The following is a 22,790-nucleotide window of genomic DNA, read 5'->3' as shown; positions in this document are numbered from 1 at the left end:
CCGCGAGAGATGAAAGTCAATTACTGCCCGCCGAGCAAACCCCTCAAAAGGGGCTTGCACACGGCGGGCGGGCCAGCTCGATAGATCACTTACCGGACGAAGACGAATCCGACTGGCTGTCTTCCTCCGGATCGCTGTCGAAGAACGAAGCATCCGATCCGAGCTTGGCTGCCTCGGCGTCAACCTGCAGGCGCGTCAGGGCTTCGTGCGAGACCAGGGCGAGACCACCGCCGATATAGCCGCCTTCGTCGCACTCGTATGCGATATCGCGCAGCGACATCGACGACAAATCTTGCCCGTCGTCGTGTAGCACAGTGAACTGGATTATCGTCTTGCGAACCTTAGTCGGGGCGCATCCCGGTAGCTTTCCTGAAACAGCGCCCTCAGCATCGAGGATAGTTGCACTCTCGATATCGCCGAGCTTCAGGGTCAGCCACGCGTCCGACGGAACATCGGGATGACAGTTCTTGCCTTCAGCCAGCGATAGGTACACGTCCGACGACTGGAGGTCATCAGGCATGTGATCCGCATCCGGCTGATACACGACCGTTGCTTCCAGCAGTTTCCCAGTCTGCTCAACAGCAGCAGACAAGTACGCACGAGCCTGTTCGAGAGTCTCGGATTCCTTCTTTGAAGCTGGCTTGCCATCAGCAATCCACGCTTCCAGAAGGCTCGTTGCTTCGTCGAGGACCGAACGAACCGAGCGGACACCATCGAGCTTGTTACCACGACGGACGTTTTCGACGTCGCCCAGCACAAGCTCAACGGCACAGCCTGGCGAACCAGCCTTTTCCCAGCGCTTCTCCAGCAGATCAGCGACCGAGAACAGCAGCTCGTTCACCGGCAGTTTCCCTTCAGTCTCGGATTCGCGACCGCCCTTTTCGATTGCGGCAGGGGGTATACGAGCGTCGGCCCCCAGATCGCCGAAGTGGGCCGGTACGCGGGGCGATCCTTCCGGATCCTCCGAGTAGTTATCGTGGTCGAACACAACCACGTCCACGCCAGCGTCAGCTAAGAAATCAGCGACGCCGCCCGACACCGTTACAAGAACGCGCGGGCAGCTTCCCTGCGAGATTTTCGGCATCGCGTCCGGCATAATCATTGGTCGAACCTCTCCGATTTCGAGGTCCGCGGCAAGGCGCGCGCCGTCGAGATCGCCCTCCTTATCCTCCAGCGTAGAATGGGCGTCTGCAATGCCAATTTGGATCAACGTCTGGACACTGGCAGCGATGTCGGCCACAGTAGCGGTGTTTTCGGTCCTGATGGGCACCTGCAGCACAAGCATACGATGTGTTCGCAGCACTTCCCCGGCTTCTGTGCTTACGGGTGGGTGACCCTGATACATCGACCACGCCTCATCGCTCGACTCGGGGCGGTAACCCAGGTTCTTCCATGCGAGGACGCCACGGACGTAGCCGTGTGCATAGGAGCGGTCCTGATGGCCTTCCATATCACGAACTTTTGCGCGTTCAGCCTCGGACGTGCCGTCGTGAAAGCCCCAGTTGAACCTTACGCGATCGGGGAACGTAGTACCGTCCGACCGTTTCATTTCGACCGTCGGTTGCGACAGTTTCCCCGCATTGCCCACACGGAACTCTTGCGGTGTCCATGAGGCTTGGAAGCACTGGATAACCGGCGTCACCGCCTTTTCGAGGGCGTTCATGTAGGCCTGCTTATCCGCTTCCGTTCCCTCCGTTTCCAGATGGTACGGGCCGACGAATTTTTCGCTTTCACGTGCAGCAGCGTACCCACCGAGGACAGCGGAATACAGAGTGAAGAACCGTGCGTCATGGCTGAAAAGCTCCTCGCCGAACGCAGTGACTTCCACACCATCCGCGAAGCGAACCTTCAGGAACGGAAGCGCCTCTTCATCCCAGTTCGGCTCCTTCTCGGGATCGATACCGGCACCGATGATTTCTGCCGTTTGCCCAGAGTGGGCATGGTAGACCGCGTTGTGCTCGGACTGAGCCTCCAACATTGAACTGAAGACAACTTTCAGCCCACCCGCGGCCTCCAATGCCAATGCAACCTTAGCCTCGAATGCAGCAACCGGAGACGGCGATTCCGGCAGTTTCCCACTTTCAACCATAGCCGTGCGGGCTGCCTTCAACGCCTGCGCACCTGATTCTGTCCAATGCACCTGAGTGTGTGATTGCTTGTGGAGGTATCCAGCTGCAGCCCCAGCAATCAGGACATTTTGGAGCGCTGCGTCGGCCCACCATACTCGCTTCGAAGGCTCAGGCGAACCCTCAGCCGCGCTAACTTTGTTCATGGCCGCTTCAATCTCGAAGATGCTAGGCAATTTCGGTTGTTGATTCATTTTGCTTCTCCAAGAAATAGTGCGAGAAGCAGCCCCAAGCGGGAATGGCTTCCCGCGAGGTTGATTTGATTTGCCTTGCGCTCAGAGATGCGCGAAACGGAGTGGAACGCCGCGCAGCGCCCAGCTGGGTGGGCGCCCGCACGCGTGCCGACGAACGCTCGCAGACGCCACCGACGCGCCGCGCTCTGGCTGTGGACGCCGCGGTGTCCGATTGGGTTCTGCTACGCGGCGAGCGCGACGAGGCCGTGCCGGCGCTGCTGTGGGCCTCAGAAAGTTAGGAGATTTGACGTACTATCGCGCGAAGGATGTCTTCGCCCCAGCAAACGCGTGCGACGGGAGGAGCACACCCAACAATGTGCGGCCAATCTTCTTTCGCTTCGCCGGATTAACGAGACTCACGATGTCATTCTTGTGCGGCCACTCAGCCGCTTTTTCTGCGGTCACGGATGCCGCCGCGTCAAAGCCGTTAGCCACCAATTCTCTCTGTCATTCGTAGGATTCGACGATGTCGAAGAAGCCGTCGAACCTTAAATTCGAAAATTTCTTGCGCCACGCATGACACTCGCGCTCGAGATCCTCGCGCGGCACGACATGTTCCGGGCGCACGCCGCTTTGCGCCGCACGCATGGCCCGATACGCGTCAGCGATCGCCGGGCCAAGGCCCGGGCATTGGGTCGATGCGCCGCCCGACGTGCAGATCCGGACGCCTTCGACCGTTCGCCCGTGCTTCGGTGCGACCTGTACGTACCAGTCGCCATTGCCCCCAGGGAAGATCACCAGAGCACGCTGCTCGTCCTCGGGCAAGTCGCGATCGTCGGTCACATACATCCCTTGGTCAGTAGTCGACATGATTGGACTCCGTAATTGTGAGGTGGTGGTTCGTCTACTTTACGAGACGAGCAGCTTCAGGGCGAGGTTGCGACGCGTTGAACTCCATTTGCGCGAGCACGCGTGCTACCGGCGTTCAACGCGAGCATGGTGAGCGTGGCCGCGGCTGCGCATCAAAGAGGCGCGGACGCGGTGGTACAGAGGCGTTCGGGGAGAGGACCGAAACTTCTCTTCATCGCGGTCATTTCGATCGTGAGAACATGGTCGTCACCCCGGGTGACTACCTTCCGGTATTTGTTGAGAAAGAGACTGAACGCGCGCAACTCGACAGAGTCCGGCGCGCGGCTCTTGAGCTTCTGCTCGAGGTCCTCGAGCGCGCTGTCGCTCATCATCAGCGCCCCAATGTCTGCCAGCTGATAAGTGACGCCGGCACGGTGGAGCGCGCCGAGGATCACTCCGATTCCGTACGTGGCTTCCTGGCGGTAGTAGGTGGCTCCGGCGTTACCTTCCGTGGTCGGCCAAAACTGCAGGATGGCTTCGGTGATCTCGTCGATGTTACGTTCGGTGGTGGTCATCGCATTGCTCCCAATCATGGTTGAAGAAGCTCAATTTTTCGGTTGGCCCGTGAAAACCCGTTCTACCCCCTGGGCCGTTGAGGTCGGTTAGTCAGTGAAATGATGCGCGTGGTAGCGGTGGAGCAGCGAACCGTAGCGCCGATACGCCTCGATCCAGTTCGTCGCGAGCGCGTGCTGCGCTTCGGCGAGACTGATTTCGCCATTGCATACGCCCTTGTACAGCGCGAACTCGAGATCGTCCTTACGATCCGCGTTCCATTCCGAGTGGCGCGGTTGCGGCCAGAGGTTGCGCGGATCAGTCGGATTTCCGCCGACGCTGAGAGGTATCAGGTGATCCTCTTCATAGTCGTGCGGGTTGGTGTCGTCGTAACCGTACTCGCGGATTTGCACCTTCTTGAGTTTGTTCGTGTACCACATCGGGGGCCGCACGGTGCGGGTCCATCCCTTGACACACACCGTGCTGCTGATGTTCTCTTGCGTGACATCTGGGTTGATCGCACCCGGGGTCAACGTGGCGTCAGGCAAGTCACCGGCAACGGCTACGACGGATGCGAGTGCGAACGCGACAAATGCAATGACGTGTTTCATGGTTGATGAGGGCCTCTATCGAATGAAGGGATATCAAGTGCGGCGGCTCAACGTCACGTTGCGGTAAATAACCCGTCCGAGATACATCGCCATTGCCGCGCCGGCGACTACGCAAAACATGCCGATTGGCCCATGGAAAAATCTCCAGAAATCGGCCAACGCCTGATTTGCGGTGGGATGCCCCCCGGTTGCAGTCGACTGGCCAACGAAGAATCCGAGCAGGAATGACATGGCGTTGAACTCCTGATTTTTGAACTGTGATTAAGCAGCCGTCACCGATCCGGCTGGGGCCTCGCGGCCTGCGCGCTGGACGTAGTCGCTGTCTGAAGCGCGGGAACTAGACGAGGGAAAATTTGCCCGATGCACATGGATCTCACCGTATGCGTTTAACCAGAAACCTGAGGTGGAACGCTAATCGCTGCGCGGCGCGCCCGCCATATGGCCACGGCCTCTCTCCGACCGACCTGGATCGCCCCGAGCGAGACCGCGAGTGCGCGCATGCTCGGCCTGAGGTCGTAATGGGGAGCCACGCGGCTTTCCTGGAACCACGCGCGCTTCATTCCAATCAGTTCCTCTGTGAGGCCAGACGATCAGCGTTGCGCCCATCGTTCAGCACGAGATCCCGACGAATTTCCCGACAACGCTGAACCAGCGCGGCTAGGTTCTCGAACGTTTGTTGCGCGACGATACCGGCAAGGTGCGAAACGTCCTTACCTGGTGTGAGTCTTTTGGAAAGCTCAATCTCCGCGCAGCGCAGACGTGTTGCGTGATCCGGAGCAGGTATGTGCAGTCGAAAATCGAAGCGCCGCATCACCGCCGGATCGATTTTCTCGACGAGGTTAGTGGCGCAGGTCAGCACGCAGCTGGAAGGCATCCGGTCAATGAGAATAAGCAACTGGTTGGTAATCCGCTTGATCTCACCGAGGTCGCTCGTCGCACGATCAGCGCTGATCCCATCGAACTCGTCGAGAAACAATACGCACGGTGCACACTCGGCATAGCGAAACACCTTCGCGAGATTTGATCCTGTTTGTCCGAGATGGCTGGCGATCAGGCCGCTGTAGCTGACACGCAGCAACGGAATGCCAAGCTCACCAGCAAAGGCTTCGGCCAGCATCGTTTTTCCATTCCCCGGCGGACCTTCCAGCAGGATCTTGTGGCGAGGGGACAACCGGAATGCAGCTAACTCGTCGGCACGGCCGTGCTCCTGGAGGATCGCTGGAAGTTGCTGTTCGAGGTCGATGGGAAGGACCACATCAGCGAAAGTCGCTATCGGCTCCTCGAACGAAATGAGATCGGCGGGCAACTTCATCTCGACGGGTTTCATCGTCTGATAGCGCCGGAGCTTGCCCGCCACCGCCGGATAACTGTCGGCCAGCGCCGATGCCATTTGCTCGATCAGTTCGGCTGCGCCATTCGTGTTGCCCCAACGAAGCCGATCGATGAACGAAGGCAACAACGAAAGAGCGGCCGAAGCGGCCTGCCTGCGAACACCCTTCGTGGCCTCGCGCGGCGCCGGCGCCGACTCCAGCGGTTCACTTTCAATTGCTGCACTAGTCATGTGTAGATCCTTGGTTTTCCTTGCTTGTTCTTGGACGCAGGTAGATGGCGGCGATTGGCCTGCTAATTGGTGGGATGTCAATTCCGGGCATCTCTGCCAGTTTGGCGTCGCTTTGCGCAAGCGGAAAATCGATTCCAAAATGGCAATGAATGCGTGTGGCTCCCTTTGTGTTGACGGCTACGCCCGCACGGCACCGGCCTGACGCGCTGCCTCCTCGTCGGCTTCGGCATCGGTCACAACCACGCGCGTGGCACTTTTCCGGTCCCAAATCATTTCTCCCTTCCGTGGGCCGGTTTTCAGCGGGCGCGGAACGCCGCCCGTCATGACGATCGCGTCTTCGATGCGCTCGTATGCGAAAGGTTTCCAGCCCGCGCATTGAGCCTTACGCGCGGCGACAGCCTCGTAGTCGTCGATCGTCCGTTCGGGGGTATTCGTCGAGTTCATACTTTGCTTCACCCTTTTCCGTCGAAGCGGATCCTGCCACCCTTGCGCAGCGCCTGAAGTCGGCGGTCGACAATTCGCCAGGCCGCTGTGGAGGGACGTCCTTCGCGCGCGACTTCTCGTTCCTCCTCGGCTATGCGTTGGCTCTCGTTGCACACGACCGTGTCCGCATTGATCAAACCGGACGGCAGGACCGAATCTCCGATGGCATCAAGAATCGACGGATCAAGCTTCTCGTATGTGCGTATCCGGATTTAGCTGTGGTCGTCCGCACGAGGCGGCCTCTTGTTTGCGCAACCAATGGCAAGGACAAACACGCCACCAGCGCCAATCCACGCTAGGAGAATCCCGACGATGCGAACCCACGGCTCCGCGAAGTCAAAATATTGATACTCGCCCCAGGAAATCAGAACCAGCAGTGCGACGATGACGGCCAGCATCGCGAAAGTACTCACCCGCGCTTGGAACTTCCTTCGCTTTCGAGCCGCAGCGACGGTCGGCGTCATTGCCATGTCAAAACCCCTCCGGAAGTTGATGCGGTAATCGAGCGCAAACGCTTGATCACTATGCCGCTGTTCGTCCTCATAGTTCGCGCGCAAGTCCCCTTCGATCTCAGCTTCATCGATGGCATCGCCAGATACTTGGCTCGTCACATCCTCCGATTGCTTTCCGTTGTTAGGTTAGTCGATACAGTCTCTCGTAGAGCGGGCGGTTGCAGAAATGAAATTTGTAATCGTCGAAATGACGTGCCCGGGCAGACGTGGGAGCAAGTGCCGGTGGGGGATGTGTACGCCGACGACGAGATGTTAAGCGGGGGTGAAGGTGGTGCCGCGCTCTTGCTCGCAGCCGCCGCGGCGTCCGACGAGGATCTGCTACCTGGCGAGCGCGACGCCGCCGTGCTGGCGCTGCCACGGGCCTCGAAAATTAAAGAGATTTGAGGGACTATCGCGCGCTGAGTTCACGCGCCGCCGGCATGCAACGACTGATGTATTCGCTCAGCAATACTTTTCATGCAGCGCCAACGGCAGACATAATTTTCATGATTCCGCGCTTGGCACTGCCTTTGCCCAGCTTCAAGACAAGTTGATGGAGCTCAGCAAATTCTTCCGCGGCCGCATTTCCGAGTGCCCCAGACGGATAACCCGCACTTGCCGCTGCCTTGACATCGGCGCGGTCAGACTCGACAGCGCCGAATGCATTAATTGACTGGTCGCGCACACCCACAGAGGTGTACAAATCTTTCAATGCGTCAATCGCCGCTTGCGCAAAATGCTTAAGTGGGTCGTCGTCGTTCCAGTCTTGCACGTTGACCGGGCGGTTGTAATACGCAGGCCACGCCTCGACTTGACAGTAATCGTCGTGGAGCCTTTTGCGGAATTCGGTGACGCGACTGCTGAGCTCGTAGGGGCGGGTACCCTCCTCACCGATCGCGAATGGAAAATTGATGACCTGGCGCCAGTTATCAGCCAGAGGAACGCCCGGAAACGCTTCACGGTATTCGGAATTGTAGATAGCTATCCATTCCGGCATCCATTCCGGAAGCCCTTGCTTCTCGGCCCACTCCAGTGACCGCTGCTTCCACGCCAAGCGGTCACGCTCAGCGTAGGCTTCTATAGCCCGGCTTGCTTCGAATTCCACAAGGAAACTCAGTGTAAGAACTGCCGTATTGCCAACGTACGGCGTGATATTCAACACCATGTCCGGATGTGGTGTTGTGAGGTAGTAACTCACAAGCTCTTTGTAATCATCCCAGCCTCGATCGGGATAGCCAAAGCGACGAAAGCAGTAGGCGAACAGCTTCCCGTAGTCGATCTCATCACCACAAACGCTGGCAATGATTGGGTCAGACAGGGCATATTTTGATTCTCCCCTATCGATGTACGAGCGGAAGGAAAGACCACGCCAATCTTTGCCCTTCATGTTGGCCTGCTTCATACGGAATTTGCGTTTTGCCATGAGTACCTCACGCGGGTCCAGGATGACGGGATGGTAATAATCGGGCTTTGCACATCTAAACGCTCGCCTTTCGCTTCTTCTGCCCCGTGACGGAATATCGGAGGTTATATCCCCCATGCAGAATCTCGAGGAAACAACTGACTCCGATATGCGTAGTGACGATGCTCTCCATGTGATGTGACGATCCGTATACCGCTCACGTGATCACGATTACGGTAGCCTGGTCATCTTGGCGTGCGCCGCCATTGAAACCAAGCCGACAATGCAAACGCGATGATCGAAACAGCCGGCACACTCACCGCATTTTGGGCGGTTGATGCAGGAAGACTAACGACCAGCGCAAGGTACATACCGATCGAGAGCGGCAACGCTACCAGGAATATGGGCTTGCACCGGTACCCCGCGCTAATCCACGAAGCACTCACGGCAAGCGCACCGATGCAAGTGAGCAAGGTCTCAACGCCCTTCACGTCGCCATCCAATGCGTGGCCATCGGTAAACGAGAGGTATGCGCCCCCTAAAATCGTTACGATTGTCGCGACTACGAGGAACCACATCGCCGTCCGCGAGTTTGTCCATCTCTCGGTAAGATCGGTGTGTTCCGGTTGCTGATCAATTCCGTTGGTCATTGCATCACCTATTGACTGTTGGTGCGATCGCGCAGAAGCTCATCTGCAACCGGATCTGCCTCGTTGATGAGGGTTTTCCGGCGGCGGTCCGTGCGTCTCAGCCCCTCATCGCTCCCGCATGCGGGATTTCCAGAGTTCCAGGCCGACCGATAGGCACGGTTCGTCAGCAATTTGCTGTGAAGATCATTTCGGGAGTACGCGTTGAACACATCCTCGCTTTCACTCCAACGGGAATGCCTTCACAGGATAGATTTGCATCAGTTGCTTGAACAGGGCATACGCGGAACCAGCGTCGGCATCCTCCAAGCGCCCGTCGAGAACAAAGATACGCCGATTCGCCGGTAAGCCTCCCCTACGCACCAACCTCCCTAGCCCCTGCTTGAATCGGAAAGCGGCCTCGAGCAAATCCCAAGGTACTCCAGCCCGGTTTTGCGACCGCCACAGATGCGTGATCGACTGGTTGGTCCCGAACGGCAATCGCGGGATGATCAGGTCGGTGAGCACATTATCATCAGCCGCCGGGATGCACTCGCCCTCGAAAAGGCGCGCCCACGGATCATGCCCGCCGACATCCACGCCGGTCCATGCACCACCGACCGCAAGCCACAGCGGCCGAACGCCAGCCCGCCTGAGCTCCAAGAAATCCGCCACCTGCCTTTGGAGGGGGCGATTCTCGTGCGCCTCGACCAGAAATGTCGACGCACCTGCGAGCCGCTTCGAGATACCCTCGGCGGCCCTATAACTCGTCAACAGGACTAGCGTTCCGCCGCGCGCTGTTTCATGGGACGACTGGATGACCGGCGCGAGGTTGTCGAGCCACGCCTCTTCCGCGCGCTGATACTCGGTATCCGTGAGACGGTCAGCCCGGGTCGGCGGCCGCAACTTGCTAGCGAGTTCGCCTGGGGTCCACAGTCCAACGACAGGTGCAACGCTCCAGGGTGCATGGACAGGCGGATATTCGATCCATCGTTGTTCCGGGAGGGCGAGCAACATGCGCTGGTAGCTTGCGGAGACGTCGTTCACGCGCTTCAGGTAGAGGCTTGCCGAAACGATTGCGCCGGCATCGAGCCGACTCCACATCGTGCGCAAGATTGACTCGACTGAGCCGCTGCCGACATAGAGTTGTGGGAAAACGCGCATCGGTGAGAACCTCAGATAGGACCGTGAAATCGCTGCGCCCGCCGCACCGCGGATGACCGCCGCAGCTGCTCGTGCCTGGATTACTGCGCGCAAACGCGCCGGATCGACACCGGAGAGCCGCCGCGGCGCCGGAATTTCGTCGAGGCACTCCGCTACGCGCTGAAGCAGAACGGCGAGTCGACGGACCGGGCCGTCATTACCCGACAGAGTCACGAAGTCGCGCCGGAGCGTCCCACCAACCGACGATATCTCGTCGACCAGGCCATCGAGCCGCTCGATCGTCTGTGCAGCGATCCTGCCGCCACGGTGCTTGAACTCCCTGACGTGCCGGACGCAAGCTTTCAGGGAGACATACCGCGACAGAGAGTTCGAGAAGATCTGCTCGAGCAAGTGACCTTCGTCCACGATCAGCGCGCGATAGTCGGGGAGCAATCCCCGATCCTCGGTCAGCGCATTGAACAACGCCGATCGCTGCACGTTAAGCGCCCGAAGCGCCTCGCGTGCGTCAGCCACGGTGTTGGAATCCTGACGTAGCAAGCGAATGGCGCCGACGATTTCGTTGTCGATGTCACGGAAGGATTCGTCCTGACCGGCCGCTCTCAGACGGGTGCGCATGTCCTGCGCGAGCATCGCATGCGTGCACAACACGAGCTCCTCTTCGTCCGTGTCTGCCACCTCGAACTGCGCGCGGTACGCGCGGTATCCGTGGTCGTCCACGCTGTTCAAATCGGACAGTCGGACCTCGTCGATCGGAAATCCGGGCGCAATGCGCTCGAGCGATCCGACGAGCCATCGGGCCTCGACTCCGTCGTCGGCATGTTCGTCCGTCCCCCCTTTCGCGGCCCAGCGGTGAACCGCATCAAGGTCTGCGATGTCACGCTGCCGGCCGGCCGGGTCGCTCAAGAATGCCTCGAGCGCGTGCTGACTGACGAACTCGCGGCGCCCAAAAACGACGCGCAGGCGCGGCATGTCCGACACGCGCCGTTGCAGCGCAAACTCCGCAGCGAATTGTCGGATCAACGCGATAGTTGGCGCCGCGATCACCACTCGCTTTCCGCGCGCCACGATCCACTCAATTGCCGAACAAACCATCGCACGCGTCTTGCCGACCCCCGTTCCGGCTTCGACGAGTCCAAAACTGTCCCGATCAAGGCAATCCCGCATCATCGCGGCCACTTTGATTTGCTCGGACCTCACGGTGACTTGGGGATCCACCGCCTGCAGCAATCGTGTGAGACGGACAATCGGATCTTCCTCATCCCAGGATTCGGGTGTGACGTCCCGCAGGCTGGCGGCCGCGATCAGTGCGCGGGCAAGCGGCGCGTGCCCAAGCGCGCACGCGCTCGCGCGAGCGCGGAGCATGCCGGCTTCGGGTTCCGGAAGGCTGATGAAGATGCGGCGCCTGTCGCCCGTCTCTGCGATCGCTTCGTTCGGAATGGACAGCCCGTCTCGGAGGGATTGAGCGACGAGCAGCTTGACCGCCGACCGCACTCTTTCATCGTCGTGGCGGATGGCCTCGAATTGTGGAATGGCCGAGGACAGCCATCCGTCGGGTACTGCGAGCGTCATGTTCAGGCTCATCGAAATTTCTCCGTGCGATCGAAATGATTTCTGATGTGGCGCATGCTGGTTTAGGCTCGTTTCTGTTTTCGCGTGATGTGACAGCCACTTTCGTGAATCGGTGTGCAGGCAGTGTGATCGAAAAGCGGCCAGTGCAGAAATGATTTCGGATGCGGCAACCACCGCTTTACGCTCGTTTGTGTTTTTGCGCGATATGACAGTGAGTCGGGTCGAACACGCGCCCGGCATATCGATAGTTGTTGCAGGGTGCGTTAAACGCACCTACACTCGACCAACGATGTATACAGGAGAGTTCGATGAGAAAGCAGACGTTGTTGCGCATCGGCCTGCCGGACGGGGCGCAGATCTACCCGTCGCGGTACCGAGAGCTGCTGGCGAAAGAGGCGTCTACCTGGGGCTTCCCGTCCGCGCTCTTTCACACGAACGAGTTGCGTTCGGCCGAGCCGGGGATGCCCGGCGTGCGGGTGGTGGGCGGCAAGCGCTGGATCGGCATCCTCGCCGACGAAGCCAACACAAGTGTCATCTATCAGGTGATGGGCGGCGCAGTCGCGGCCGCCAACAGTCTAACGGGGCGCAATACTCCGGTCGAAGTCGAGGAGCATGAGCTGGGCCTCAAGCCCCGCCATCACCCCCAACAGTACTGGATTCGCGAAATGGTCCTGAAGCGTCGCTCACCGTCAGCGCGCGAGGGCGACCTCGAGGATCTGGCGCGACGCAGACTGACAGCCGGCATCGAACGCATGGCCACGCGATACGGGATCGACTGTCCGACGGACGACCAGCTGGGCATCGATGTGTCGATCAAGCGCAACCTCGGATTGCGCCTGACCACGGTCAGCGGGCCGACGAACGAGTTCGTCACCCTGCTCGACATGTCGTTCACGATTCACGCCGATCTGGGCGGCATCTGGTTTGCCGGCAACCTCACGTCACGCGGTTACGGCCGTATCGGACGCGACCTTTCCAATCTCGCGGTGAACTTTGCTCGCGAGCAGAAACAGCCGCGGAGGGTTGCGGGATGAACGCCCTGATCAGCCCGTCACAACTCGCGGCATCGGCCGCCGGCCTCAAGCCCGTCGCATCGACGTCGGCGCGCGTACCGGGATCCTGTGCGATGTGCGGCTACGTGCACGCTGCCGGCGATCCCGTCAGCCCTTTCGCACCCGATTCGTCCTTCACGGACTACGGCGCGCTTCGTGCGCCCGGTTCGCGGGTGATGTGCGGGTGGTGCGCAGCCACATGGAATCTCGACTTCACCCAGCGCTACACGAAGGCGGTGATCTGCAGCGAAGGTGTATTTCCGGCCGCGAGCAACGAACACATCGCGTACTGGCTGACGAATCCGCCGGCCGGGCGCTGGTTGTTCCTGCAGTCGGACCAGAAGCGTCAGCACGTGGTCTGGCGCGCGCCCGTCAACGAATCTCGGGAGGTATTCACCGTGCGATTCGGTGAATTGCTGCTCACCGTCCGGCGCACGCACCTCGTCGAAGGAACCGTGGCCGCGAAACGACTCGCCGCCGCTGCGACGGCGAACCGAAAGGCCAAGGGCGCCGCGTTGAAGAATCCGTTCGTCCGCCTGTCACGCGATCTGGCCGATCCCGCACACGGCGTGCTTCGCAGCGACCTGTACGAGATGGCCGAACAAGATCCGGACGTGAAGCGGGACATCGCGATCATTCACGCACTGACGCCCGGCGAACTCTGGGGGTTGACGGCGACCCTGTACGTTGCCGACCCGCAGCGCCCTGACCGAAAACTGCCCACGCCGGCCGCGCAGGCCTGAGACCCGCCGATACCGGCAACCTGAAAGGAGAACGAACATGACGATCACGAATCGCATTACCGGTGTTTTCCAACTGAGCCGCCCGCTCCACTGCGCAAGCCCGGACGAGTCGCTGAAGGCGTCGATGAATGGTGGCGTCAGCGATACTGGCACGCCGACGGCGCAGCAACGTATCCTGACGCGCAAGGGCATGGAACGTGTGCCGTACTTTCCGGGCAACGACTTGCGTGGGCGCCTTCGGCGCAAGGCCGCGTCGATCGTGCTCGACCACATCACCGTGTCGAAGAAGATCAAGCTGGAACTCTACGCCGGGCTTAATTGCGGCGCGGTCAGTGGCAAGCCCGAGAACGACGTGACGATCGAGGAAGTGCTGCGCGCGCGCGATAACGTCTACATGGGATTGTTCGGCGGCGGTACCCGGATCCTCCGGTCGCGGTTCCGCGTGGCGGACCTGCTGCCGATCATCGGATCGACGATGGACTGCGGCGCGGTGCCGCGGGCGTATGGCAACGAAACCGATACGACGTGGCTGCCGAAGAGTTTCGATGGCACGGAGCCGCTACGCGGAGATCAGCTGCTGGTCGTCCACCACCTGCTGCGGGTCGATGACGTCATTCGCGTGCTTCGCCCCGACGAACTCGAGAAGTACGTCGATGACGCACAAGCAGCGGTGGCGGACTATCAGGCCGGCGTGCTGGAGGGGCGTTCCAAGCGCAAGGACGACAAGAAGAAGGCGCTGAACAAGGAAATTTCGGGCGCTGAGGTCCGGAAGAAGGCCGACGTCGGCAACATGATGACGATCCAGGCAATCGCCGGCGGGACGCCCATGTACTTCCAGCTCGACTTCTCTGACGACGCATCGGATGCGCACGTTGGCCTGATGCTGCTAGCGCTGCAGGCCCTCGTGCGCGAGCAAGCGCTGGGCGGCTGGGTTCGGGCAGGGCTGGGCCAGTTCGGGGCGCGCCTGACGCTTGAGCGCAACGGCGAGTCGTACCCGGTGTTCTCGAGCGATGTGGCGGCCGCAGAGGCGACGCTATCCGATGCGGTTGCCGGGACTTTCGCCGCAACCGCGATTGAGGCGTTGAAACGGCTTTCCGCCGAGGAGATGATGGATTTCTTTGTGGCACGCCAACCCGCTGATGAGGAAGTCTGATCATGGTCCCGCTGCGGCTGACGTGGACGCTGGAGACGCCGATGGTGGCCGGCGCGCACCCGCTTCATCTCGATGCGCTGATCGCGTATGCGATCGTCGAGGAAGCCATTCGCGCCACCGGCACTGCGGGCGCCGGCACGGGCATGCGGGATGCGACAGTCCGGGAACTGGCTGACTCCCCTCTTCCACTTGAGCGGGAGGCGCGCGGTGACGCGTGGTGCTGGAAGGCATCGGCTGTCGTGCCTGTGGGTGACCCCGGGCCGCACTCGATGCGGTTCTGGACACGGAAGACTGACGCGTATGACATGGCACACCGGATCGAAGCCGGACAGATCGAAGGACGATATCGCTTCCCGCTCAAGCCCTATGCCTACAAGGTCGACACTGTCCGGGGGCTCTTCAAGCAGCAGTTCAAGTTCTTTCCAGTGCGCCAGATCGAGCAGGTACAGGCGTGGTGTGTCGGTGACGAGGATCGGTTGCTTGACCTGCTCGCGCCCGAAACCGGCTACGTGACTCATCTCGGCAGCAAGGGGCGGATGGGGTATGGACGCATCGGGACCCTGCACATCGAGCAGGATCCGACGGCTGGCGAGCGCTGGAAACGGCGCGTCCTACCGTGGCCGCACGACGGTGCCGAACTCGTGCAGATGGCTACGAGGCCGCCGTACTGGGCGATCGAGAACCGGGTGGCCGCGTATGTCGTTCCTGAATTGCTGACCTGATCGACGGCCATGCGTAACAAGCTTGCATTCCCGATCCCGATGTCTGATCGGATTTCACTGGTGTATCTCGACCAACATGTAGTCGAGCGAGACGGGAATGCACTCGTCGCGCTCGGTAACGGCGTGCGAACGGTCATTCCGGTTGGTGCGACGACGGCTCTGTTGCTGGGGCCGGGCACGACGGTCACTCACGCAGCAGTTGCGCTCTGGGGGCTGGAGGAAACCTTGCTGATATGGACCGGTGAAGCTGGTGTGTGCCTCTATGCATCGGGCATGCCACGGGGGCGCCCGCCGCCTCGTTGCGGCAGGCCGCCGCTCGACTGGATCCGGCGCGTTGCCTCGACATCGCGCGCCGAATCTATTCGAGGATGTCCGACGAGGTCGCGCGGATGCATCGGTCAATCGAGCGTCTCCCCCGCGACGCGGGGATTGCAGGAGCCAGATGGCCCACTTCCACAGCCAACTCATGGGTTCCCCGCGGCGCGGGGATTGCAGGAATCCTCTCACCGCTGCCGAGTGCGACCTGCGGTGTTCCCCGCGATGCGGGGATTGAAGGTCGTCCCGCTGCTTGCGATCGGTGAGAACAAAGTGTTCCCCGCGATTCGGGGATTGCAGGGGGTATCGGAGTGCGTTCTTGCTCATGATGCGGTGTTCCCCGCGATGCGGGGGTTGCAGGGGGGCCCGAGCGAAGCTCGGCAAGTACCTTCCGTGTTCCCCGCGATGCGGGGGTTGCAGGGGATCGTTCGTCCGAAAACTGGGGGCGCCTGCGTGTTCCCCGCGATGCGGGGGTTGCAGGGGAGCGGCAACACAGCTCATGTCGAGTCTGATGTGTTCCCCGCGATGCGGGGGTTGCAGGAGAGCATCATGCGCACGTATTCGCAGGCGGGCGTGTTCCCCGCGATGCGGGGGTTGCAGGTCGATATCCTGAATCTTGACGACGAGCTGGTCGTGTTCCCCGCGATGCGGGGGTTGCAGGTTCGACGTGACTCAGGGTCGCGCACGCAAAGTGTGTTCCCCGCGATGCGGGGGTTGCAGGTGGACGCCCTGCCCTGATGTGGATGAGCTTGCGTGTTCCCCGCGATGCGGGGGTTGCAGGGATTCTGGCCCGAGCCAAATCGAACATCGCTCGCGTTCCCCGCGATGCGGGGGTTGCAGGCAATGTCCGTACGGTGGCGGTGTCGTGTCCTGGTGTTCCCCGCGATGCGGGGGTTGCAGTTTGGGACCAGTTCGATACGAAAAACGCTACGAGTGTTTCCCGCGATGCGGGGATTGCAAGTGGGAGGTGAAATCAACTTCGAGCGCGAGTCTGTATGCCCCGCGATGCGGGGGTTGCAGGGAAGTTTCATAAATTTCTCCATGTCAATTGGAGTGTTCCCCGCGATGCGGGGGTTGCAGGTATGCAAAGCGGCTGAGTAGTCCTCACCGGTGAGTGTTCCCCGCGATGCGGGGATTGCAAGAATGTCGTCGACGAGCTCGTTCCGCTGGATTGGTGTTCCCGCGATGCCGGGGTTGCGGGAGTTGAGGCTCGTCGATGATCGTTACCCGCTGGGGTTCGCCGCGATGCGGGGGTTGCAGGATGTCGACCAGATAAGCAGGGCTAGGATTGAGGTGTTCCCCGCGATGCGGGGGTTGCAGTAGAAAAGTTGCGCGCGCAACTCGTGCGGCATCGTGTTCCCCGCGATGCGGGGGTTGCAGGCCGCGGCGTTGCAGAGTGACGCGTACCAACAGGTGTTCCCCGCGATGCGGGGGTTGCAGGGGGAAGGAGATGAAGCCGACCGTGGTGGTGACGTGTTCCCCGCGATGCGGGGGTTGCTGGCGGCTCTGCCGCGCCGGACGCTAAGGCCGGCAGTGTTCCCCGCGATGCGGGGGTTGCAGGTTGAGGAAGAAGGATTTCCCCGAGCCCGACTCGTGTTCCCCGCGATGCGGGGGTTGCAGTAGGAGTCTCCATGAAACTGCCAACGATAGCGAGTGTTCCCCGCGATGCGGGGGTTGCAGGAACGGCGTCGGGACTGAAGGGTCCGCTGCTGAGTGTTCCCCGCGATGCGGGGATTGCAGGTTCAATCAGAAGTTCAATGGTCTGCCACTCACGTATTCCCCGCGACGCGGGGATTGCAGTCGTATACTTTTCCCGTGGCTGAGACAACAGCCGTGTTCCCCGCCGTGCGGGGATTATAGGAGTGGGCAGTGGAATGGCGCACGAGTTCCTTGCGTAGCAGGGATTGCGGGCACGACTGCATGCACGCCTAGTATTTGGCCGAGAGCCCCCTCGTAACGGGGATTGCAGGTGGTCGTAATGGTCGTCCGGCCAGCCATCGAAGTGTTCCTCGCGATGCGGGGATTGCAGGCAGTCCATCGACTTGATCAGCGCGATGTATGAGTGTTCCCCGCGATGTGGGGGTTGCAGGTCTGCAAGTTGTTGGTCCGACTCAAACTTGCCGTGTTCCCCGCGATGCGGGGATTGCAATGAGGGGAAAGTGGAATGGCACACGAGTTCCCTGTGTAGCAGGGATTGCGGGTACGACTGCACGCGCGGCTGGTATACGGCCGAGAGTCCCCCGCGTAGCCGGGATTGAGGTATGTGCTGGCGCGACCACGTGTCAAATCGAGTCCCGGCTAATACGCGTCAACACACTGAAATCGGTGACCATGCGTTTTCGATTTTGCGCCTGCACGTCGCCCCCCTAGAATTTGAGCCTCTTAATGTAGTACGGTATCCTATAGATATTTCGATTCCTCGGAGTGAAGTCGTGCTGATTCGTGAAAAGGCCCGAACGATCAAACTCATCCGCCAGGTTCTTAACCGAAGAACAATGCGCCAACGTCAGATGGTATTGGGCGCTTTCCGGCGAGCCGATGGTCCGAGCGAGGCGTTGCTCGCAACACTCACCGTATCCGAGCGAAAATCTCTCAACCAATGGCTGGTGTCCGAACGAAAGCGAGACGAATACGCCCGACAAAGTACGGTGGTGCGGAACGCGCACAAGACGCTGACTGAAGTGGTTGAGGCGCTGGACGTCGCTGCTGACAGCCTTTCACCTTCCGAAGCCGACGTGATCTGGCAGGACATCCGCGCGATCGCTCACGCACTTCGGAAGGCCGATCATCCGCGTCCACGTTCAACCCACGCTGGCGCTGCCGTTGCCCCCGGGCAGGTCGACCTGATCGACATGCTCACGAAAGCCGCAGAGTGTGACCAGCACACCGCTTGATGACGACGTCAATCGGGATTTGGCAACGAGACGCCAATGTTGGGCAACGATGTATACGACCGCGGCTCTCGTTATCGCGGTCTCGACCAGCTTCCCAGCGCCGCAGCTCACCCCTTCATGCGTTTGAATCGTCCGCGTCGGATGACAGCGGAAGCACTCCAATCAGTAAGAGCAAGCCAATCAATGCCGCGATGATCGATACGATCATTGGGTATCCGAGAATACCCGGTGCTGCCCACTGGCCTGCCACACCCGGTAGCATCTGCATGCCGGCTACATTCGCAAGAAGGCCGAGCATCCACGCCCAAGTTCCCGCGGAAAACGCTAGGAGCAACAAGCCGGCCAGCCGGTAAGCACTCTTCTTCAGTATTGCCATTATGGATCCCTTCCCTTCTCGCACCATACTGCCCGTCACAGTGCTTTCCCGTTTAGCTGCATGGCATCGTGGGGCCACCGCCGCGATGGCGGGCCACGAACGGGGCAAACATAGACCTGAACCTACTAGCATCCAGCGTGTGCGAGTCTCGCCGAACAAAGCGATGCAGTAAGAGCTGCAGCATACGCGCGTCGTCCGAACGCGGCGCCGCATCCAGGCAAGCGTTGAGCAATGCAAGTGCGCAAACCGGGTCCGACATGGTACAGAGGATGGCATCTGGCGTTGGCTGTCGGCCAACGCATTGCAAGGCATTCGCCATACAGCGCACCGCGTCCTCCCACTCGTGCCGGTAGAACTCGGCTCCAAGCCCGGGTGGCATCGCGATGTGTCCAGTCAGGCGGCCGACAAGTTGCTCGGTAAGATCAAGGTCAACGCACGGTGCATGTTCCATGACGCTCGTCCCCTCGTACACAGCGCTGCGTCAGTGATTCAGTGTTACCCCTTGCTGCAGCGGCTTATCGTGCTTGCGTTGATTTGCCAAGTGCTTTCCTATCGCGCATCCTGCAACGGCTCCCACGATCGCGTGATGGCCCGCCATATGACCAGCCGCAGCGCCCACGATTGCGCCTTTTAGACATCCGGCTGCGTGGGCATTGGCAATACCCGTGACGCAGCCCAGCGCAAGCACAAGGATCCAGCCGGCTCGAGTGAGTTTCATGGTTTGCTTTCCTGACGTGTTTTTGGGCGCGGGACATTGCAGAAATACGGAGGCGGCGAGACGCGCGAGATTTCGCACCGCCTTGAAAGAATGCTGCCACGACGATTGAGAATGCAGAAACGCCAAATACAGTGGTTGCACGCACCGTATCAACCTACTGGTCGGGCCGCTGCCAGCGAGCCGTCCGTTAGGTCATCGGAGGCAGGCAAACGGTCCCGATACGCTGGCCGCGGACCGGTCGGCATGGCGGCTTCGGGTGGGGATTTTGACAATTGCGCGCGGTTTCCTCGAAGTAGAATTGGCGGCAGTGCACTAAAGAATTATCCACACGCTACCTTGTGTCCGGATCGGGACCAGGAGGGGACCATGCTGAAATCCAGAAAAAGCACTGCCGGGTTGCTCTATGCGGCTTCACTGACCTTGATCCTGACCGGCTGTCATAAAGCCACGAAGGACGAAACCATATTCCAAGAACCGCCCCGAGAAGCACCCATCTTCACCCCGCCGCCGCCCGCGGACACAAAGCTAACTGCAGTCGCGCGACTGCCGTACTCGATCCTCAAGACCGCCCTTCAGGCGAAGGCGTCCGAGCCGGTACAGCTCGCGGATTCCCAGCATCTGCAGTGCGGCCAGGTTCCGTACGTCATTGGCCCCCGCGTGACCACGAAGGAGGCGTGTATGGACGTGCCATACGTTGATTTGCGCGGCGCGGGGATGCAGCGGCAATGCACGAACGTTCCGACCGTCGAAGGACCTACCGTCGGGACCAAGGAACAGTGTGCCGACTTCAATTGGCACGCCACCGTCCAGCCCGAGGGCGAACCATCAATCGGGCGCGCCGGCGACGCGATCCGGGTATCAATTCCACTGGCGGTGAGCGGACAAGGAGGGGTGACGGGCGACCTCGCGAAAGTACTAAGCCTCTCGGCGAAAAACTTTGAGGCGCATGCGATACCAGGCGGTGACATTCGAGCATCGTTCGACGAGAACTGGTGCCCGAAGATCGACGTCACGCCCACCGACCGGTGGGTGTCGGATGCGAAGGTGGAGGCAGTGGGAAAGAACTGTGTCGGCATTGACCTTGGCCCGCTCGGGCACCCGCAGGTATGCGCGGGCCCCGCCAACGTCGATCTGACCGGGCCAGCCAACAAGGCGATTGATCAGCAGCACGACAAGATCCGCGAGGCGGCCGCTGCGGTCTTGTCATGTGAGACAGTCCGCGCTGCTGTTCAGGCGAAGTGGATTCCCATCTCGATTCCGATTCAGGTCGCGGACGACGCCAAAGTGTTCCTGAACATTAAACCTACGGCGGCTGCCGTCTCCTCGCTCGTGGCCGAGGATGATGCCGCCAAGATGGTGCTCCAGGTATCCGCGCAGACCACGGTCGGTCCAACACCGGCCTCCGCGGACGCGCTCCCGCTTCCCGCTTTGGGGCAGGCTGACCCATCGTCCGAAAGCAATCTCGACGTGCATGTTCAGGCCACGGCGCCCTACACGATGTTGACCGACATTCTCGCGAAAGAGATCGTCGGGAAGGACTTCAGTAAGGATACAGCGGCGGGCAGCGCGTCGCTTCACGTTGATGAGGTGAACGTCTACCCGAGCGGGAAATCACTCGTTGTGGGTGTGCGGGTCACGGCGAATATTCCCGGACGCATTTTCAATACACGTGGTTGGGTTTACCTTCTCGGCGATCCCGTCGCGGGGAGCGACGGTACCAGCGTTCACATCGACAACTTCCGATATGCCGCTGTCCTGGACAACCAGCTTTGGAACGCGATCGTGAGTGTCTTCGATGCCCGAATCAAGACCGTGCTGCGAGATCATTCGACCGTGGATCTTTCTTCGTCGATTCAGAAGGCTCGGGACGATCTTCTACACAGCGTGAATAGCGCATCCGTGAAGGGTGTCACGATCACCGCGCCGAGCATCGACATGAAGCTCGACAATATCGTGCTCGGACCCACCGGCTTCGTGGTCAACGCAATGGCAATGATGCCATTTTCGCTCGCGATCAACGCGCTTCCGTCGTAGATGATGACTCGATTTGTGTGCTGAAAGAAAAAAGCCGGCAAGTTGCCGGCTTACATGATCAGTTGTCGGGCAGTCCCCCTGTCGACGATGCTGCCTCATTGCCGCGCGTCGCGCGTGCTCGACAATCTCGGCACCGGCGCGCTGCGTGCCGTGCGGACCTCACTTACGCGCCGACCATGTTGCTGTCGATTGGCATCGACGAGTCGGGGAGCCGCTCGACGGTATGGGTGTCGCGGTAGTCCGGAGCCATCCACTTCTCCCCTACTCGCATGTTAAGCACGCGGGAGATATCGAGATCGCTGTAGCCGCCACGACGACGAAAAAAATCGGCCCCGACGATCCGTGTCCCCGGGTCCCGAAAATCAGCTCCCCAGGTTGCCTTGTAGCGCCTCGCGAACATTACAGGATCCAACAGGTTGACGAACCTCCCGAATGAATCTTCGGCATCTCGTGTGTTTGCCACAAGTGCGAGTGCGAACAGGCGGCGGAGATTATCCTCAGCCTTTTCGCTCGCCGCAAGCACACTTGCATACTCCTGGTCGTCGTCAGGCCGATGGTCGCCGCAATCGAACGCTGCGTCGACCACCAATCTGATTGCGTTCGTGGCGAGATCGCTCAAAGCACGGGCTTCCAGCATGGCGTCACCCCAGCTGGGCACCGATGGTTTACTCGCTTCTGACTCCGACGACGGGAGAAGCAATTGGATCGCCTCAAGTGCAATCTGTACGGCAGTGGGAAAGCCGCCGCCGCTTCCCGACCGGACCAATTCAAGTTGGCTGGCGTCGATCGCATGGATCATTGCCAAGCAGTCTGCCAGCGATGCGTGTGCGAGACGGAGAGTCTGTATCGTGGACTGGTTAAGCGAATTCATGGTCAAAGATTCCTTCAAAAGTGAATGATGGTTGTCGGCCTTACCGAGGACCAGCCTCGAGGATCAGCGGCCGCAAGGTGATGTATTCGCCCGTGATGCCGCGAATCATGTGGCGATGGTGCATAGGTGGATCCGGGCACTCGTAGATGACGTCGAAGCCATTCGGGGAATGGCTTGTCAGGGGCATACCACACGTTGGGCAATCGGGATGATGCCTGCGGGTCTTAATGCCATTGGACATCGTTACGAACAACGAGCCATCCATTTTTGGATTCGGTTCATTCATTGCGTTGATCCTCCGTTAA

General features: G+C 60.3%; 24 protein-coding genes. 8 read left to right on the top strand and 16 right to left on the bottom strand.

The window, feature by feature from the left end:
- Positions 1–85: 85 nt before the first annotated feature.
- From MBR110_RS30440 to MBR110_RS30400, 9 genes are all read right to left on the bottom strand, one after another.
- Complete coding sequence (locus MBR110_RS30440; protein ID WP_181710039.1) at positions 86–2,320, bottom strand: hypothetical protein; 2,235 nt, start codon at positions 2,318–2,320, stop codon at positions 86–88.
- A gap of 486 nt (positions 2,321–2,806) precedes the next feature.
- Positions 2,807–3,148 carry a hypothetical protein gene (locus MBR110_RS30435; RefSeq protein ID WP_258570046.1) on the bottom strand — a complete coding sequence of 114 codons (342 nt, stop codon included), beginning with the start codon at positions 3,146–3,148 and terminating at the stop codon, positions 2,807–2,809.
- 173 nt (positions 3,149–3,321) lie between these two features.
- Positions 3,322–3,723 (bottom strand): hypothetical protein, encoded by a 402-nt coding sequence (locus tag MBR110_RS30430; protein ID WP_181710037.1) that lies wholly within the window; start codon positions 3,721–3,723, stop codon positions 3,322–3,324.
- Between the two features lie 87 nt (positions 3,724–3,810).
- Entirely contained in the window at positions 3,811–4,311 is a 501-nt protein-coding gene (locus MBR110_RS30425) for a hypothetical protein (RefSeq protein WP_181710036.1), read from the bottom strand.
- A gap of 33 nt (positions 4,312–4,344) precedes the next feature.
- Positions 4,345–4,542: a hypothetical protein gene (locus tag MBR110_RS30420; protein ID WP_181710035.1), complete on the bottom strand. Its 198-nt coding sequence runs from the start codon at positions 4,540–4,542 to the stop codon at positions 4,345–4,347.
- 155 nt (positions 4,543–4,697) lie between these two features.
- A complete protein-coding gene (locus MBR110_RS30415) occupies positions 4,698–4,871 on the bottom strand; it encodes a DUF4031 domain-containing protein (RefSeq protein ID WP_181710034.1) in 174 nt (57 codons plus the stop codon).
- Positions 4,872–4,876: 5 nt separating this feature from the next.
- On the bottom strand, positions 4,877–5,872 hold the full coding sequence (locus tag MBR110_RS30410) for an AAA family ATPase (protein ID WP_181710033.1): 996 nt from the start codon (positions 5,870–5,872) through the stop codon (positions 4,877–4,879).
- Between the two features lie 177 nt (positions 5,873–6,049).
- Entirely contained in the window at positions 6,050–6,316 is a 267-nt protein-coding gene (locus tag MBR110_RS30405) for a hypothetical protein (RefSeq protein ID WP_181710032.1), read from the bottom strand.
- 251 nt (positions 6,317–6,567) lie between these two features.
- Positions 6,568–6,966 (bottom strand): hypothetical protein, encoded by a 399-nt coding sequence (locus MBR110_RS30400; protein ID WP_181710031.1) that lies wholly within the window; start codon positions 6,964–6,966, stop codon positions 6,568–6,570.
- Positions 6,967–7,098: 132 nt separating this feature from the next.
- Between MBR110_RS30400 and MBR110_RS30395 the strand changes: the two genes are divergently transcribed.
- Entirely contained in the window at positions 7,099–7,251 is a 153-nt protein-coding gene (locus tag MBR110_RS30395; RefSeq protein WP_181710030.1) for a hypothetical protein, read from the top strand.
- A gap of 70 nt (positions 7,252–7,321) precedes the next feature.
- Here MBR110_RS30395 and MBR110_RS30390 read toward each other — a convergent pair whose 3' ends face one another.
- The 3 genes from MBR110_RS30390 to csf4 form a co-directional block, all read right to left on the bottom strand.
- Positions 7,322–8,269, bottom strand: coding sequence for a hypothetical protein (locus tag MBR110_RS30390; protein ID WP_181710029.1), 948 nt, complete (start codon positions 8,267–8,269; stop codon positions 7,322–7,324).
- Between the two features lie 224 nt (positions 8,270–8,493).
- A complete protein-coding gene (locus MBR110_RS30385) occupies positions 8,494–8,898 on the bottom strand; it encodes a hypothetical protein (protein ID WP_181710028.1) in 405 nt (134 codons plus the stop codon).
- Between the two features lie 219 nt (positions 8,899–9,117).
- Positions 9,118–11,619 (bottom strand): type IV CRISPR-associated DEAD/DEAH-box helicase Csf4, encoded by a 2,502-nt coding sequence (gene csf4 / locus MBR110_RS30380; protein WP_181710027.1) that lies wholly within the window; start codon positions 11,617–11,619, stop codon positions 9,118–9,120.
- A gap of 296 nt (positions 11,620–11,915) precedes the next feature.
- Between csf4 and csf5 the strand changes: the two genes are divergently transcribed.
- The 6 genes from csf5 to MBR110_RS30355 all read left to right on the top strand — a co-directional run bounded on the left by csf5 (position 11,916) and on the right by MBR110_RS30355 (position 18,486).
- On the top strand, positions 11,916–12,641 hold the full coding sequence (csf5, locus tag MBR110_RS30375) for a type IV CRISPR-associated endonuclease Csf5 (protein WP_181710026.1): 726 nt from the start codon (positions 11,916–11,918) through the stop codon (positions 12,639–12,641).
- Positions 12,638–13,402 carry a type IV CRISPR-associated protein Csf1 gene (gene csf1 / locus MBR110_RS30370; protein ID WP_408913058.1) on the top strand — a complete coding sequence of 255 codons (765 nt, stop codon included), beginning with the start codon at positions 12,638–12,640 and terminating at the stop codon, positions 13,400–13,402. Before csf5 ends, csf1 begins: the two co-directional genes overlap by 4 nt.
- A gap of 37 nt (positions 13,403–13,439) precedes the next feature.
- The gene (csf2, locus tag MBR110_RS30365) at positions 13,440–14,555 is read left to right on the top strand and encodes a type IV CRISPR-associated protein Csf2 (RefSeq protein WP_181710024.1); all 1,116 of its coding nucleotides are present in this window, start codon (positions 13,440–13,442) and stop codon (positions 14,553–14,555) included.
- Between the two features lie 2 nt (positions 14,556–14,557).
- Positions 14,558–15,277, top strand: a complete 720-nt coding sequence (gene csf3, locus MBR110_RS30360) for a type IV CRISPR-associated protein Csf3 (protein ID WP_258570045.1) — start codon at positions 14,558–14,560, stop codon at positions 15,275–15,277.
- Between the two features lie 549 nt (positions 15,278–15,826).
- The gene (locus MBR110_RS32675; RefSeq protein WP_408913057.1) at positions 15,827–16,330 is read left to right on the top strand and encodes a hypothetical protein; all 504 of its coding nucleotides are present in this window, start codon (positions 15,827–15,829) and stop codon (positions 16,328–16,330) included.
- A 1,694-nt stretch (positions 16,331–18,024) separates the two neighbouring features.
- Complete coding sequence (locus MBR110_RS30355) at positions 18,025–18,486, top strand: hypothetical protein (protein WP_181710023.1); 462 nt, start codon at positions 18,025–18,027, stop codon at positions 18,484–18,486.
- 115 nt (positions 18,487–18,601) lie between these two features.
- Here the strand turns inward: MBR110_RS30355 and MBR110_RS30350 are convergent, their stop codons facing one another.
- The gene (locus tag MBR110_RS30350) at positions 18,602–18,862 is read right to left on the bottom strand and encodes a hypothetical protein (protein WP_181710022.1); all 261 of its coding nucleotides are present in this window, start codon (positions 18,860–18,862) and stop codon (positions 18,602–18,604) included.
- 481 nt (positions 18,863–19,343) lie between these two features.
- Positions 19,344–19,580 carry a hypothetical protein gene (locus MBR110_RS30345; protein WP_181710021.1) on the bottom strand — a complete coding sequence of 79 codons (237 nt, stop codon included), beginning with the start codon at positions 19,578–19,580 and terminating at the stop codon, positions 19,344–19,346.
- Positions 19,581–19,946: 366 nt separating this feature from the next.
- Here MBR110_RS30345 and MBR110_RS30340 point away from each other — a divergent pair, with 366 nt between their 5' ends.
- Positions 19,947–21,614, top strand: a complete 1,668-nt coding sequence (locus MBR110_RS30340) for a DUF4403 family protein (protein ID WP_181710020.1) — start codon at positions 19,947–19,949, stop codon at positions 21,612–21,614.
- Positions 21,615–21,777: 163 nt separating this feature from the next.
- Here MBR110_RS30340 and MBR110_RS30335 read toward each other — a convergent pair whose 3' ends face one another.
- Both MBR110_RS30335 and MBR110_RS30330 read right to left on the bottom strand, forming a co-directional pair.
- Positions 21,778–22,485, bottom strand: a complete 708-nt coding sequence (locus MBR110_RS30335) for a hypothetical protein (protein ID WP_181710019.1) — start codon at positions 22,483–22,485, stop codon at positions 21,778–21,780.
- Positions 22,486–22,525: 40 nt separating this feature from the next.
- On the bottom strand, positions 22,526–22,771 hold the full coding sequence (locus tag MBR110_RS30330) for a hypothetical protein (RefSeq protein ID WP_181710018.1): 246 nt from the start codon (positions 22,769–22,771) through the stop codon (positions 22,526–22,528).
- Positions 22,772–22,790: the final 19 nt, after the last annotated feature.

The organism is Burkholderia sp. MBR-1 (genome assembly GCF_013822785.1).
GTDB classification, from domain to species: Bacteria; Pseudomonadota; Gammaproteobacteria; order Burkholderiales; family Burkholderiaceae; genus Burkholderia; species Burkholderia vietnamiensis.
The sequence above is the reverse complement of the archived record's forward strand: the minus strand, read 5'-3'. Positions and strand labels throughout refer to the sequence as shown.